Below are 13,484 nucleotides of genomic sequence, written 5' to 3'. Positions count from 1 at the left end.
CAATAAAAAAGCGAGGTATATTTAATGCCTCGCTTTTTCGTTATTACTACTCTTATTTATTCTAATTCTCCGCGACTTGTTCTGCTCTATATTCGATATAAAATTCTTTCATTCGTTCGTAAGGGTCTATATAAGCTTGTTTGAAGGCTTCATAATCGCCTAGGCTAAAATATGTCGCATTGACTTTATCTACAGCTTGAACCGTGATTGATAGCTTATCAGGTTGTAAATAAGTTAATGGACTCAGGAAGTAATCAGTCCCTTTACCAACACTATCCCTTAATGTCGAAGGACCAAAGATTGGCCAGACAATATAGGGGCCATTACCGATACCATATTTCCCTAATGTCAGCCCCATATCTTGATTGTTTGGATGCCAATCTAGATAATCTTCAGCTGGATCCATGACACCTAATAAACCCACTGTCGTGTTAACAGCAAAACGGCCCAATTCAGTACCTGACGATTCAATGTCACCTTGCAGTACACTGCTGGTGAAGCGAATTGGCATGGTTATATTATGAAAAAAGTTAGCGACACCGACACGGAAAAATTGTGGTGTTATGGCTTTATAACCTACAGCTGTAGGACGTAACACCCAAAAATAGAGTTTATCATTGACATGAAACATGGCTTTATTAAAGTAATAAAACGGGTCGGATATTTCAGTTGTTGGCGCCGTTTCGGTGACGCTGTCATTACTGAATAAATCATCGTCATCATCTGCAAATAAGCCGTCATCTTCGAGTTGTTCATCGCTAAACTGTGCATCATCAAATAAGCCGTCATCTTCGAGTTGTTCATCGTTAAACTGTGCATCATCAAATAAGCCGTCATCTTCAATAAATTCAGTTTTAGACTCAGACTTAGCTTCAGGTAAAGAAATCGCGATTGCTAATACAGGTGCAATTTCAGTGGTGTTTTCGGTATTATTTTTTGAACTGGCACAGCCGCTCATCATCAAGATAAGCAGTGATATTGGCAGCTTAATTAAATACAACTGCGTATTATTGTGCAACATTATTACCCGTGTGCGCTAAGTTCTTTTCATTAAGTAATGCTAATAATTCATCCGGTGTCTTTTTTAATAATAGCGCCGAGTATTCTTTACGAAATGAGCTAATAAGGCTTCGCCCTTCAACTTTAACATCATAGATTCGCCATTCATCATCTTTAAAGCGCAATGAATAGTCGATGGCTGTTTTTTTATTAATTAAGCTGTTCACGCGCGCGCGTTGCATTTGACGTATTGGCTTCATTGCCGAAGACTTGGTTAATAACACCGAAAATTTGCTGTCGTTATTGAGACGGTCTAAATATAAATTACCCAAATGGATCGTGAATGCATCGGTAAATTCGGCTTGTTGTTCGCTGGTGAAACGGCGATCACTGTAATCCCCTAATGGGCTTGTCGATCCCGCCGAGAACTTGCCTAGTGTTAATTCTGAAATCAAATCGAAATCAAAATAGCTGGTCACGATAGGCCAGAGTTTTTCACGCTTAACTTCAGTTGTCAGTACGGGATCATTAATTATATCTAATGATTCGGTCATGGCATGGTCAATCAATGCCGTTGCTTGGTTTACGTTATTTGCATGTGCACTGACCGCCGTAGTAACGAGTAAAACGGTGGAAACACATAAAGTCATTATTTTGTTCATCTCATGCCTCTTAATACTAAGTTTGAATATTTAATCGTGGTTGCAACGAGATTATTCGCCTTCACTGCTAAATACATATTTGCTGATGAGATCTTCAATATCAAGCGCGGATTCTGTCTCTTCAATACTATCCCCTGCGACTAGGTACTCATCGCTACCGCCTGGTGTAAGCGATAAGTATCGGTCACCTAATAAGCCTGCGGTTTTAACAGATGCGATCACATCAACAGCAAGGCTGATATCGTTATCTATTTTTAACTGCACACGTGCAATTTTGATATTAGGTAATAGTACGACGTCTTCAATTTGACCGATTTTAACGCCAGCCATTTCGACATTTGCGCCACCTTTTAAACCGGTTGCAGAATTGAAATCTGCATACACGCTGTAATAGTTATCGCCGAGTAAGTCCATTTTTCCGAGTTTAATGGTGAGATAACCGACACATAAGATACCGATTAGTACAAATAAACCGACTGAGGTTTCGATGGATGATTTTTTCATAATAGTTCCAAATGTTACGTTAATCGATATTGAGTAATGATGACTCATGACCGTGGATAAAGGTTGAGATAACGGGATTGTCATCATTATTTAACTGCTCTGGAGTGCCTTGAAAAATAATGTCACCTTTGTTAAGTAATGCTACGCGTTGCGAAATACTAAATATTTCAGGGATTTCATGGCTGACGATGATCCCTGTAAAACCGAGTTTGCGCTGATAGTCTGCAATCATTTGATGAACTGCTTTTTTACGTATTGGATCGAGTCCTGTTGTTGGTTCATCAAATAAAATGATTTCAGGTTCAGTGACAAGCGCTCGAGCAAGAGCTACCCTTTTTCGCATACCGCCAGAAAGCTGTCCTGGGTATTGGTGTTCAGTGCCGACAATATCGAGTTGGGTCATACGCATTTCAACGCGTTGCTGTATTTCGCTTTTGCTTAAATTACTTGCTTCTTGTAATGGTAATGCAATATTTTCATACACGGTCATCGAATCAAACAATGCCGAATCTTGAAACATGTAACTCAATTTCTTTTTTAAGCTAAGTTGTTCTGTTGGTGAGTGCTTAGTAAAAGCTTTACCATTAAACAGTATAGTGCCTGAATCGGGCTTAAGTAGGCCAATGACATGTTTGAGTAACACACTTTTACCTTCACCACTCTTACCTATGATGGTGGTTATTTCACCTTTGTAAATGCTCAGGTTTATATTATTTAAGACTGTTTTTGTGTCGAATGTTTTACTGACATTACAAAACTGAATCAGTGGCGTATCCATAGCATTCCTATAATAAAAATGAAGTTAAAATGTAATCAATAACAAGAACCAAGATACTTGCTTGCACAACCGCTGTCGTTGTTGATAAACCAACACCTTTTGCACCATAATTATTACGGCGAGTATGCGTGTAATAACCGTGATAACAGCAAACAGAGATGACAGTAATGGCAAAAAATAGCGATTTAATAAAGCCTTCAGCTACATCCATTATGCTAACGCTACTTTCAACACGATAGAAATAAGTCGCGGGATTGATGCCTAATAATTGCGAACCAGTCAGGTAACCACCAAAGATACCAACAGTATCGAAGATGGCGGTTAATAATGGAAAGCTAATAAGTGCAGCAATAATGCGTGGGCTAACCAGAAATCGAATTGGATCTATGGTCATGGTTTTAAGCGCGTCGATTTGCTCTGATATACGCATAATGCCAATTTCAGCGGTCATTGCTGAACCAGCGCGGCCGATGATCATGATTGCCGTTAATACCGGACCTAATTCTCGAATCAGCGTTAGTGCGACTGCTGAGCCAAGGAGGCCAGTAGAACCAAATTGAGATAGGGTGTAATAACCTTGTAATCCAAGCACCATACCGGTAAATAAACCGGTAACACAAATTACGATAATCGATTTTGCGCCAATAAAATACAATTGTTCTATTACTCTGCGCCACTGCCAAGGGCGAGAAAACATATGTATTACACTATGTAGCAGGAATAAAGCTGCTTTACCAAAGCCTTGAAGCTGCGTGATTACAGCCCGGCCTAACCGGGCAAGTGGGTTCACGGAAAAAATTGCTAGGGGCATGTATACTCCTTAATACATTCGCTATTCTGATGTTTATGATGAGAGTACATAAATAAATCAGGGAATTTAGAATAGTATCAATTGGTTAATGTGTCAAAGCTGAAATTAAAAGGGTATTCATTATTATGAGGATATACACGAATTTAATTTTATATTATTTATTTTAGTTAATTATCGAGCAAATTAATGATGGTGTACTATATTTGTAATTAGGTCGACTGGTTATTATATGCCAACAACCTTCTGTGATATGTAAGAAAATGTAAGTGAAAATGTAAACGAAGACGAATAACGTATGTGAAAGATACGTGTTAGTGAAAAAGTTAGTGAAAAAGAAAGTGTAAGTGAAGATGAATAACGTACGTGAAAATGAAGACGAATAACGTATTTGAAAGATACGTGTTAGTGAAATGAAAATGAAAATGAAAATGAAAGTGTAAATGAAGACGAATAACGTATGTGAAAGATGCGTGTTATTGAAAAGAAAGTGTAAGAGAAGATGAATAACGTACGTGTAAGTGAAAATGAATAACGTACGTGTAAATGAAGAGCGTATGTGACAGATACGTGTTAGTGAAAGAAAGTGTAAGGAAGTTAGTTAGTGAAGACAGTAAGTAAAGTAAGTAAAGTAAGTAAGAAAAGTATTGCGAAGATAGAAGTGTATATTTCAGTCGACCCTCTTTTCCATTATATGTAAGTCAGGCTAACAACCTGACTTTTTTTTGTCTGATGATCCCCGATAACGCCTCAAACTTAAGAATCAATTTAATCCTGAGCAATACCAATACCAATACCAATACCAATAGCAAAAAAATCACGAAATGATGTATATCTAGACAAGTAGATTCCCATTTAACTGTGATTTTTAAGCGGTACTATTTTATAGATCGTATTATGAGGTATTGATTAGGTGTTTTTATGGGTTAATTGATGAGGGCTAATGTTTACTTGGATAAGTATGATAAGAGATGTATAGGGAAGAAGGGGGAGAGCATCCCGATATTAAAACTCTTCATAGTCAAAATATCGGGTATTGGTATTGATGTAATTAGCTATTAACTAGCATATCAATAAAGTTACGGCGTTCTTTTACTGTTGCAAGTTGAGCTATTTTCTCACCTTGTGAATCTGTAAATGCTACTCGGTTCTTGTGAACTGAAATAGAGTGTACCGGTTGTTTAACTTGGATTTGTGTACCATTAAAAATAATAGTCATAATAAAACTCACTATATAGGCGTAGCTCAAGCTAGCGCATTATTTGTAATAAGCTTCATTACCGTATAACGATAATATTCTGAAATCTCACTATCTTTATTCTTGTATAAATAGCTGACTTAATAAGAAGTGTTTACAGCACGCAACATTTGCTGTATTTCGTTGTTCAATAATTTAGCTTCATATGTTGGATTTTTTAATCTGGCTTACGGAATTTTCTAGGTAAGGCTTAATCGTTGATTTTTATTTCGAGGATTGTTATTAAATAAATCTGAGCTGATAGTAACAGCGTGTTTTCTTTTCTGCAAGTTTATTTTTGTTTATTGTTATATAAAATTTAATTATGGTTTAGCTACATCTCACTTTCCGCTATTATAGCCCATCAGAAGTCGTTGAGGTAACGTAATGATTCTATTCAGCGTTTACCTTTAAATACCGCTTTAATTTATTGTAACGGCTAGCCGTTGGAGAATTTTACCATGAAGTACCAATGGATCTTATTTGATGCCGATGAAACCTTATTTCATTTTGATGCGTTTAAAGGTTTGCAGTTGATGTTTTCACGCTTTTCTATCGATTTTGATCGAGATGACTTTAGCCATTATCAAACGGTTAATCTACCGTTATGGGTGGATTATCAAGATGGTAAAATTACCGCGACACAATTGCAAAACCGCCGTTTTCAATTATGGGCAGATAAATTAAAAGTCACCACACAAACTTTAAATAGTGCATTTATGACCGCGATGGCTGACATTTGTTGTTTGCTGCCGGGCGCTCTGGCACTGATTAATGCATTAAACGGCAAAGTTAAAATGGGTATTATTACCAATGGTTTTACTGAACTACAGCATGTTCGTTTAGAAAAAACAGGGTTAAAAGGTGTTTTTTCACCGCTGATCATTTCTGAAGAAGTAGGCGTGGCTAAACCTGATATTGGTATATTTGAGCATGCACTAACCCACATGGGAGAATTAAAGCGTGAGCAAGTATTAATGGTTGGTGACAATCCACACTCTGATATTTTAGGTGGGATGAATGCAGGCTTTGATACTTGTTGGCTCAATAGCGAAAGCGCGGCATTGCCGGAAGGTATTAGACCGAGTTATCAAGTGACATCATTAAGTCAATTACAGACATTATTATTACCACTTTAAAGTAAATCTTATTCATATTTTTAAATTGATTGCCGATATACTTTTAGCCACTATTTAATATTTAATTCGTTATAGGAAAGAATACACATGTTTAAGGTTTCAACGCTTGCAAGCATACCGTTACTTATTGTTGCGCCAACATTAATGGCAGAACCTTTTGGACATAATAATGCGCAGCTAAGTTATCGCGCTGAACATTGGGCGCTAAATGTTGAACGTGCTATCACTGAAGATTTTTATATTACCGGCTTTTACCACCATACTGATGACATAGCCTTAGGTTCAGACGTTAAAGCGAAAGCTAAAATTATAGGTGCTGGATTAATGACATCGACTAATATTGGTCACATGACTGAGTTTTATGCGGGGGCGAACCTAGCGCAGAGCTCGATAAGCTCTTGGGAGAATGGTGTTAGACGTGAAGACGAAGCTAATTTTTACCCGAGCATTATTGCTGGTATTAAGTTGTCTTCTAGCCCTGATTTTGAAGCTGATTTTAATGTAAATCATGGTTTTAGTAATAGTAAATATACTTATGATTATCTTGATTCAACGTCCTTTACCTTTGGCGGTAAATATTTTATCGATCAATCTATGGCGTTGGGTTTATCTTACGTGTGGATTAAAGAGCAAGATGAAGTAATTAGCTGGGATAATATCGGCTTGTCATTCAGTCTTTATTTTGAATAAGACTCGCGATATATAATGATAAAAAAGACGAGGTTACGCTCGTCTTTTTTGTATCTGCTGGAAACTCGGTTTGGTGTTATTGTACCAGAGAGTAAAAAATAGCAGTGATTGAAATAATGCCAACAAGTGTAATAAATACATTACTGAGTGCGCCAGAGTATTTGCGCATCGCAGGTACTTTATGAATTGCATACATCGGCATAATGAATAATAGTAGCGCAATGATTGGTCCACCTAAGCTTTCAATCATATGTAAGATGTTAGGGTTAATTGTTGCTACAGCCCACGCCGTTACCAGCATGAATATCGTAGTGAAACTGTTTAACGCTTTCTTGCTGACTTCTTTACCTTTACTACGCGCTGCTTTTACAACTAATCCGTTAAGACCTTCACTTGCCCCGATGTAATGCCCTAAGAATGACTTTGTGATTGCGATGATAGCAACAACGGGTGCAGCATAAGCGATAACGGGTGTATCGAAATGGTTAGCTAAATAAGTCAAAATAGATACGTTCATTTCTTTTGCTTCAGCAAGGTTAGCTGGTGATAAACTTAATACACAGCTGAAGACGAAAAACATGACCGTAGCAACCATCATGACGTGAGCGCATAATAAAATACGTGAACACTTCTTCTCGGCATCATCGCCGTATTCATTTCTTTTAGCCACTGCAAATGAAGAGATAACCGGTGAGTGATTAAACGAGAACACCATCACGGGTAATATTAACCAAACTGCCATCATGATTGAACTCATACCACCTTCAGCGGGCATTACTTGCTCGAAAATTGCGCCGTTCCAGTAAGGGATTAAGTAGCAGGCTAACATGATTAATACAGCAACGAATGGAAACACTAAAATGCTCATTGCTTTAATGATAAGTTGCTCACCTAAACGTACAATAGCGATTAAACCAAGAATCAATGCAAACGCTAAAAGTGCACGTGGTGGTGGTTGAATATCGAGTTGGTTGAGCATGAAATCTTGTACTGTGTTGGTTAGCGCAACGCTATATACAAGCAGAATTGGATAGATGGCAAAGAAATATAATAGTGTAATTAATTTACCCATGCCCACACCAAAATGTTCTTCAACAACTTCGGTAATATCTGCGCCAGGCTTAGATCCTGACAACACAAACCGTGTCATGCCACGATGAGCGAAGAAGGTCATCGGTAATGCTAATACGGCCATGATTAATAATGGGATTAGGCCGCCGACACCGGCTGTAATAGGTAAGAATAAAGTACCAGCACCCACGGCTGTACCATATAAACCGAGTACCCAAACGATGTCACTTTTAGTCCATGGCGAACTTTTTTTTGTCGTTGTATTTGTGCTTGTAGTTGAAATATTTGCTGTTAACGTATCCATTATGGATATCTCCTATAAGAGGTATAAACCTGCAAAGAGCTATAGTCATAATTCATCCGTGCTTCACTATAAAAGTGAACAAATGCGCATGCTTAATTGGTCATGTGCACTTCTATTTTGATACCTATTTAGTACTATATATCTTCTTTCAGACTGCAATTTATAAAATATAGTTTAATCTGTCAAATAAATTTGAGCGCCTAATAGCCCTTGTTGAAACAGTCATTAAATAGTGTGATCTAGCACCTGTTATTAGCTTGTTTTTACGAGGAGGTTGATGATGAATTAATCAAAATACAGCTAAATAAGATCAGATACAGGAGTTTATTGAGATAAAAACAGAGGAATGTTTAGGTTAATCGCGGTTATGAGTAATGATAAATAAATTACTTTATTTATCATTACTAAAGGTTAAAAATTATGGTTGGTGGGTTAGTTTGAGCATGTTATCTATTGGTTGTGGTTTTCCTATGCCATAGCCTTGTGCAAAATCGATTCCCATCGCTTCAATTTTTTGTTTGATGGCGTCGTTTTCAACGAATTCGGCAATGGTTTTTAATTCCATTAAGTGACCAATCTCATTGATTGATTTTACCATCGCAGCATCAATAGGGTTGGTTAAAATATCTTTAATAAAGATGCCATCAATTTTCAGGATATTGACGGGCAGGTTCTTGAGATAAGCAAAGGAAGACAAGCCACTGCCAAAATCATCTAAAGCAAATTGGCAGCCAAACGTACTTAATGTATTAATAAAGACGGTAGCATGAGCCAGGTTACTAATTGCGGCGGTTTCGGTTATTTCAAACATGATCTGTTGGGGACGGACATTCGCTTGAGTTATATTCGTCATAATATGTTGCAGTAGATCCTCATCGCCTAATGAGGCCCCTGATAAGTTAATACTGATGTGGTCAAACATATCAAGTTGTTGGCAGTGTGTTCGCATCCATAATAATGTTCGCTCGATGACCCAGCGGTCGATAGGCTGAGAGAGATTATAGCGCTCTGCGATTGGTAAAAATACACCTGGGGAGATAAGCTCGCCATGCTTATCTAACATGCGTAATAATACTTCAAACACAGGTTTATGCTCAGGCTCTTGGAGCGAAACGATGGGTTGAGCATAAAGTTCAAACCTATCTTCACTTAAGGCTTCCTTGATTTCATTGACCCAGCGAAATTCACCATCTCGAGTTGCTAATAATTCATCATTATCATGATAAGTATGAACCCTGTTACGGCCTAAATCTTTAGCGGCGTAACAGGCTAGATCTGCATGGATCAAGACTTCACTGGTATTGCCTGAGGTATTACTTATTTCAGCAACACCAATACTGACACCGACACTAAAACAACTTTTCTTCCAGATGAATTGGAATTTTTTTACTTTTGCTAATATTTCGTTAGCAATAATAACCGCGTCTGCAAGCTTACTGTTACGTATTAATATTGCAAATTCGTCACCACCTAGCCTTGCAAGTGTATCGTTGGCTTGCAGATTATCACCGATTAACCCTGCAATTTGGCGCAATAACTCATCGCCTGCAGCGTGACCACAAGTATCATTAATAATTTTGAATTGGTCTAAATCTAAGAAACATAATACGTGAGTAAGTCGACTACCTTGAGCGCTACAGACAGCATCAGTGAGTTGGTGTTCAAACTCGTAACGATTTATTAAACCAGTTAACATATCGTGTTTTGCTTGATAGGCTATTTGCTTTGATATCACTCTCGATTCGGTAATATCGACTTGAATACCGATAAAGTGAGTGATTTTACCACTTGAATTTGTCATCGGGATGATGGTTACTTTAGCCCAATATAATTGACCATTCTTACGTTTGTTTTGTACTTCACCTGTCCACTCTTCACCTTGTGAAATATTGCCCCATAGTTTGTTGTAAGTGGCATTTTGGGTTGTTTTTGAACGGAAAAAGTTGGCTTTATTACCAATGGCTTCGACAGAGGAGTAACCGGTCATTTGGGTAAATCGAGGGTTAACGTATTCAATAATACCATTCGTATTTGTAATCATGATTGCGTCTAAACTGCACTCGACGACGCGTGATAGTTTTTGTAAATTAGAGGTATTTTGTTGTTGTATGGTGATATCGTCACAAACTCCAACCCCACCGTCGATTTCACCGGCACTAGAATAGATCGGGACTAAGTCGACATTTAAGTATGTTTCTTTTCGGTGTGAAACTGAAACATACTCGCCTTTAAAGGTACTTATCTGTCCTTTGAGTGATGATTTAATTGCTTTGGAAAGGGCTTTATTTTGGATTTTGTTTAACATATCAAACCCGATCAAACCGTCTTTATTGGCGCCAATAATCGCTTCAAAATGTCGGTTGGTCCTGAGTAATACCCCTTGTTTATTGTAATGAACTATACCAACGGGGGAGTGTTCGAAAATTGAATTTAGCTTTGCTTCACTTTGGATTAGCTCATTGTTTCGCTGTGTAACAGTGTCGCGTAATTTTTTTACTTGTTGACGATAGTTTATTGTTTGAAATAAAAACACAGAAATAGTCAATGCAAGCAGAGTGAGGAAGGGCCTCACTTCGTTTAAATGCTGAATTTGGAAATAGCTATATATGGTTAAGACGCTAACAGAAAAAATATAAAGAGAGAGCGTAATATAAAGGCGTTTATTTAATTCAAAGAGCTGCATTCTTAGTGGACTATTATGGATTTTGATCTTTTTAATATGCCTTTTTTGCATGGTGATTGCAATATATCAGACTGATTTGCTCTATCTCTTTATGTATAAATATGAAGGATCTCACTCTGTGTTCTTTTCGTATCATTAGTAGCTGACTAATTAAGCATTAGATTAATTTGCGTTTGGCCTTTGATTTTGATTACGTAGTTGCCCTGGTGAAACATTAAAACGTTTGCGAAAAACTTTGCACAAATAGCTGCTATCTTGGAAACCAACTTCATCTGCGAGGCTGTCTAAGCTGTGGTCTGAATTGACTAATCGCCAATGCACATGCTGCAAGCGCATTTCGCTCCAGTATTGATGAGCTGAAAGCTTAAAATAAACCTTAAAATGCCGGTCTAATTGCCGACGGCTTAAACCTGTAATAGCGGCTAATTTTTCTATGGATGTGTTGCTGGCCATCAATTCTTGCATCAACGCAATCGTTCGTCCTAAGTGACGGTCGTGATGCTGTGTTTGCTGTCGTGATTTTAGCTGATGTAGTTGGCTGCGGCTTTCATCAATGAGCATATCTGCTAGCCCTTTAATTGCCCACGTTTGTCCAAGGTGGCGGCTGAGTATGGCTACGGCTAAATCAATGGCAGCACTGCCGCCTGAACAACTAATACGTTTATTATCAATGTTATACAATTGTTCATTTGCGATCGCTAAGCGAGGATATGCATGACTGAATTCATTGATATGCCGCCAGTGGACGGTGATTTTATGGTCATTTAAAAGACCTAATTCTGCTAACGTAAAACACGCATTATCAATACTAATTAAAGTAATACCCTGCGCGGCCGCTTGTTTTAAAAATGGTCCGTAATCTTGGGCCAGCAGTTGGGCTTTACGTGCACTGCGGGAGCCAAAAATAACTAAGTAATCATACTGACACACGTTTATATCTGTAGGCGTTGCAGGTATCTCGATAGGTATGCCACTACTTGATACAACATGACCATAATCTAAACCGACAACTTGCCATGAGCAATGCCGTTGCTGGCTATGATCTGCATCATCAGCAGAAAATCGCAGCTTATCTAAGAATCCACCAAACGGTAGCATATTAAATTCAGGTAAGGGAAGAAGTAGAAAACGCACGTCTGCTAAGTTCATAACTGGTGTCCATTGATGATGCAAGCGTACGACTTACGCTTGTCTATATAATACCATTAAACGTCCATATTATACCTGGGTTTTCTTGTGTGAGGTTTTATACTCGTTGTACTTTTATTTATGTGGATATGATGATGGCGTTTAATCTTTGGTTAGTATTTTTAGTTGCAGCAATGGGGTTAGCGGTTGTCCCTGGTCCTAATTCATTGCTGGCATTAAGTCATGGTGCGCGCTACGGACATCGACGGACATTGTTTACTATATGTGGTGGGGTATTGGGTTTTTTGATCTTGATTGCCATTGCTATGTTTGGTTTAGGCGCGATATTACAGGCACAACCAGAAGCCATGACGGCATTGCAGTGGGTTGGTGCGGCGTATCTCGTCTGGCTCGGGGTTAAGTTATGGTCTGCTCCCGCGCTAGAATTGACGGAGTTTGCTGAGAATCAAACATATAGCCCTGTGGCGTTGTTTCGCCAAGGTTTTTTTGCCGCGCTATCAAACCCTAAAGTATTGCTGTTTTTCACTGCATTTTTAGCCCAGTTCATCAATCCAACAGTAGCCTTGTTGCCGCAGTTTGTGGTTATTGCAGTCACCTTTGTTTGTGTCGAGTTTTTAGCAGAATATGGCATTGCTTGTGTTGCACATAGTATTCGCCCTAAATTAATGCAAAGCGGGCAGGGCTTTAATCAGTGCTGCGGTGTGCTGTTTATTGTGCTTGGTGTTTCGATGACTTTAGCCTAGCTAGAACAAATAGCATATTTATACTGTTTAACAGCTAGATTGTTTTGTATTTATATGAATTATTTATATATTTATTTACATGAAAGAAATCGTCTTTACATTTTATAATTTAAAGTCAGTATGTTAGCTCTATTTATTTTATGTAAGGGATTAACATGAATTTGTTTTTTAGAATGCTCATCATTATCTTTAGTGCCCGTAAGCAGGATGCGGTGGCACTGGTTGATAAACGCAGTGATCGGTTTCGAGTGTGGTTACACGACCTTGGTTGGCGTGATCACTTACCGAATTACCGGGTATTCAGTTTTATGGAATTAGGGCGCTTTGGTATCTGGCACGGCTCTCGATTAGCCCTGTCAGGCCGCTATAGCTTGCGCATGATTGCTGCACAAGACTTTATTTATTTAAAGCCTATTCGCCCGTTTCAAGCGTTTACCATGACGACCGAAATTTTGAGCTGGGATGAAAAATACTTCTATTATCAACACCAATTCTTTTGTGGTAAGAAATTGGTGGCGATTGGTTTGGTCAAAGAGATTAATTTGAAATCAGGCAAGGCGATAACGCCTCTATCATTATTAACCGCAGACTCTGAACTGAATGGTGCTGTTATTGATAGTAGCGATGATAAAACCCTGCACCCTGTGGTTGAAAAATGGCTAGCGATGCAACAGGCGATAAAAGATAATAGTTAATCTACATTTTATGATGTTATAG

At 38.3% G+C, this 13,484-nt stretch carries 13 protein-coding genes; 4 read left to right on the top strand and 9 right to left on the bottom strand.

What is annotated here, in order from left to right; translation table 11 throughout:
• Positions 1 to 61: 61 nt before the first annotated feature.
• The 6 genes from FR932_RS12900 to FR932_RS21485 form a co-directional block, all read right to left on the bottom strand.
• A complete protein-coding gene (locus tag FR932_RS12900; protein ID WP_019439518.1) occupies positions 62 to 1,021 on the bottom strand; it encodes an MlaA family lipoprotein in 960 nt (319 codons plus the stop codon).
• The gene (locus tag FR932_RS12895; protein WP_019439517.1) at positions 1,008 to 1,661 is read right to left on the bottom strand and encodes an MlaC/ttg2D family ABC transporter substrate-binding protein; all 654 of its coding nucleotides are present in this window, start codon (positions 1,659 to 1,661) and stop codon (positions 1,008 to 1,010) included. Before FR932_RS12895 ends, FR932_RS12900 begins: the two co-directional genes overlap by 14 nt.
• Positions 1,662 to 1,712: 51 nt before the next feature.
• Complete coding sequence (gene mlaD / locus FR932_RS12890; protein WP_019439516.1) at positions 1,713 to 2,165, bottom strand: outer membrane lipid asymmetry maintenance protein MlaD; 453 nt, start codon at positions 2,163 to 2,165, stop codon at positions 1,713 to 1,715.
• Between the two features lie 19 nt (positions 2,166 to 2,184).
• Positions 2,185 to 2,943 carry an ABC transporter ATP-binding protein gene (locus FR932_RS12885; protein WP_019439515.1) on the bottom strand — a complete coding sequence of 253 codons (759 nt, stop codon included), beginning with the start codon at positions 2,941 to 2,943 and terminating at the stop codon, positions 2,185 to 2,187.
• Between the two features lie 7 nt (positions 2,944 to 2,950).
• Positions 2,951 to 3,754 carry an MlaE family ABC transporter permease gene (locus tag FR932_RS12880; RefSeq protein ID WP_019439514.1) on the bottom strand — a complete coding sequence of 268 codons (804 nt, stop codon included), beginning with the start codon at positions 3,752 to 3,754 and terminating at the stop codon, positions 2,951 to 2,953.
• A gap of 1,048 nt (positions 3,755 to 4,802) precedes the next feature.
• On the bottom strand, positions 4,803 to 4,970 hold the full coding sequence (locus FR932_RS21485; protein ID WP_019439512.1) for a hypothetical protein: 168 nt from the start codon (positions 4,968 to 4,970) through the stop codon (positions 4,803 to 4,805).
• 479 nt (positions 4,971 to 5,449) lie between these two features.
• Between FR932_RS21485 and yjjG the strand changes: the two genes are divergently transcribed.
• The gene (gene yjjG / locus FR932_RS12875) at positions 5,450 to 6,127 is read left to right on the top strand and encodes a pyrimidine 5'-nucleotidase (protein ID WP_019439511.1); all 678 of its coding nucleotides are present in this window, start codon (positions 5,450 to 5,452) and stop codon (positions 6,125 to 6,127) included.
• An 87-nt stretch (positions 6,128 to 6,214) separates the two neighbouring features.
• Positions 6,215 to 6,817, top strand: a complete 603-nt coding sequence (locus FR932_RS12870; protein WP_019439510.1) for a hypothetical protein — start codon at positions 6,215 to 6,217, stop codon at positions 6,815 to 6,817.
• A gap of 76 nt (positions 6,818 to 6,893) precedes the next feature.
• On the opposite strand, the gene FR932_RS12865 is transcribed toward FR932_RS12870, so the two are convergent.
• From FR932_RS12865 to FR932_RS12855, 3 genes are all read right to left on the bottom strand, one after another.
• A complete protein-coding gene (locus FR932_RS12865; protein ID WP_019439509.1) occupies positions 6,894 to 8,192 on the bottom strand; it encodes a serine/threonine transporter in 1,299 nt (432 codons plus the stop codon).
• Positions 8,193 to 8,610: 418 nt separating this feature from the next.
• Complete coding sequence (locus FR932_RS12860) at positions 8,611 to 10,725, bottom strand: EAL domain-containing protein (protein ID WP_019439508.1); 2,115 nt, start codon at positions 10,723 to 10,725, stop codon at positions 8,611 to 8,613.
• 312 nt (positions 10,726 to 11,037) lie between these two features.
• Positions 11,038 to 12,024 carry a GlxA family transcriptional regulator gene (locus tag FR932_RS12855; RefSeq protein WP_019439507.1) on the bottom strand — a complete coding sequence of 329 codons (987 nt, stop codon included), beginning with the start codon at positions 12,022 to 12,024 and terminating at the stop codon, positions 11,038 to 11,040.
• An 89-nt stretch (positions 12,025 to 12,113) separates the two neighbouring features.
• Here FR932_RS12855 and FR932_RS12850 point away from each other — a divergent pair, with 89 nt between their 5' ends.
• Both FR932_RS12850 and FR932_RS12845 read left to right on the top strand, forming a co-directional pair.
• On the top strand, positions 12,114 to 12,767 hold the full coding sequence (locus tag FR932_RS12850; RefSeq protein ID WP_240532323.1) for a LysE family translocator: 654 nt from the start codon (positions 12,114 to 12,116) through the stop codon (positions 12,765 to 12,767).
• A gap of 155 nt (positions 12,768 to 12,922) precedes the next feature.
• A complete protein-coding gene (locus FR932_RS12845; RefSeq protein ID WP_019439505.1) occupies positions 12,923 to 13,462 on the top strand; it encodes an acyl-CoA thioesterase in 540 nt (179 codons plus the stop codon).
• Positions 13,463 to 13,484 lie beyond the last annotated feature (22 nt).

Source organism: Moritella marina ATCC 15381 (genome assembly GCF_008931805.1).
GTDB lineage: Bacteria > Pseudomonadota > Gammaproteobacteria > Enterobacterales > Moritellaceae > Moritella > Moritella marina.
This window is presented reverse-complemented; position numbering and strand designations above follow the sequence as displayed.

Excerpts from the sequence above, each read along its gene's own strand:
- FR932_RS12885 (WP_019439515.1), bottom strand. The coding sequence starts at position 2,943 with ATGGATACGCCACTGATTCAGTTTTGTAATGTCAGTAAAACATTCGAC.
- FR932_RS12900 (WP_019439518.1), bottom strand. The coding sequence starts at position 1,021 with ATGTTGCACAATAATACGCAGTTGTATTTAATTAAGCTGCCAATATCA.
- FR932_RS12880 (WP_019439514.1), bottom strand. The coding sequence starts at position 3,754 with ATGCCCCTAGCAATTTTTTCCGTGAACCCACTTGCCCGGTTAGGCCGG.
- yjjG (WP_019439511.1), top strand. The coding sequence starts at position 5,450 with ATGAAGTACCAATGGATCTTATTTGATGCCGATGAAACCTTATTTCAT.
- FR932_RS12855 (WP_019439507.1), bottom strand. The coding sequence starts at position 12,024 with ATGAACTTAGCAGACGTGCGTTTTCTACTTCTTCCCTTACCTGAATTT.
- FR932_RS12845 (WP_019439505.1), top strand. The coding sequence starts at position 12,923 with ATGAATTTGTTTTTTAGAATGCTCATCATTATCTTTAGTGCCCGTAAG.
- FR932_RS12895 (WP_019439517.1), bottom strand. The coding sequence starts at position 1,661 with ATGAACAAAATAATGACTTTATGTGTTTCCACCGTTTTACTCGTTACT.
- mlaD (WP_019439516.1), bottom strand. The coding sequence starts at position 2,165 with ATGAAAAAATCATCCATCGAAACCTCAGTCGGTTTATTTGTACTAATC.
- FR932_RS12865 (WP_019439509.1), bottom strand. The coding sequence starts at position 8,192 with ATGGATACGTTAACAGCAAATATTTCAACTACAAGCACAAATACAACG.
- FR932_RS12870 (WP_019439510.1), top strand. The coding sequence starts at position 6,215 with ATGTTTAAGGTTTCAACGCTTGCAAGCATACCGTTACTTATTGTTGCG.
- FR932_RS21485 (WP_019439512.1), bottom strand. The coding sequence starts at position 4,970 with ATGACTATTATTTTTAATGGTACACAAATCCAAGTTAAACAACCGGTA.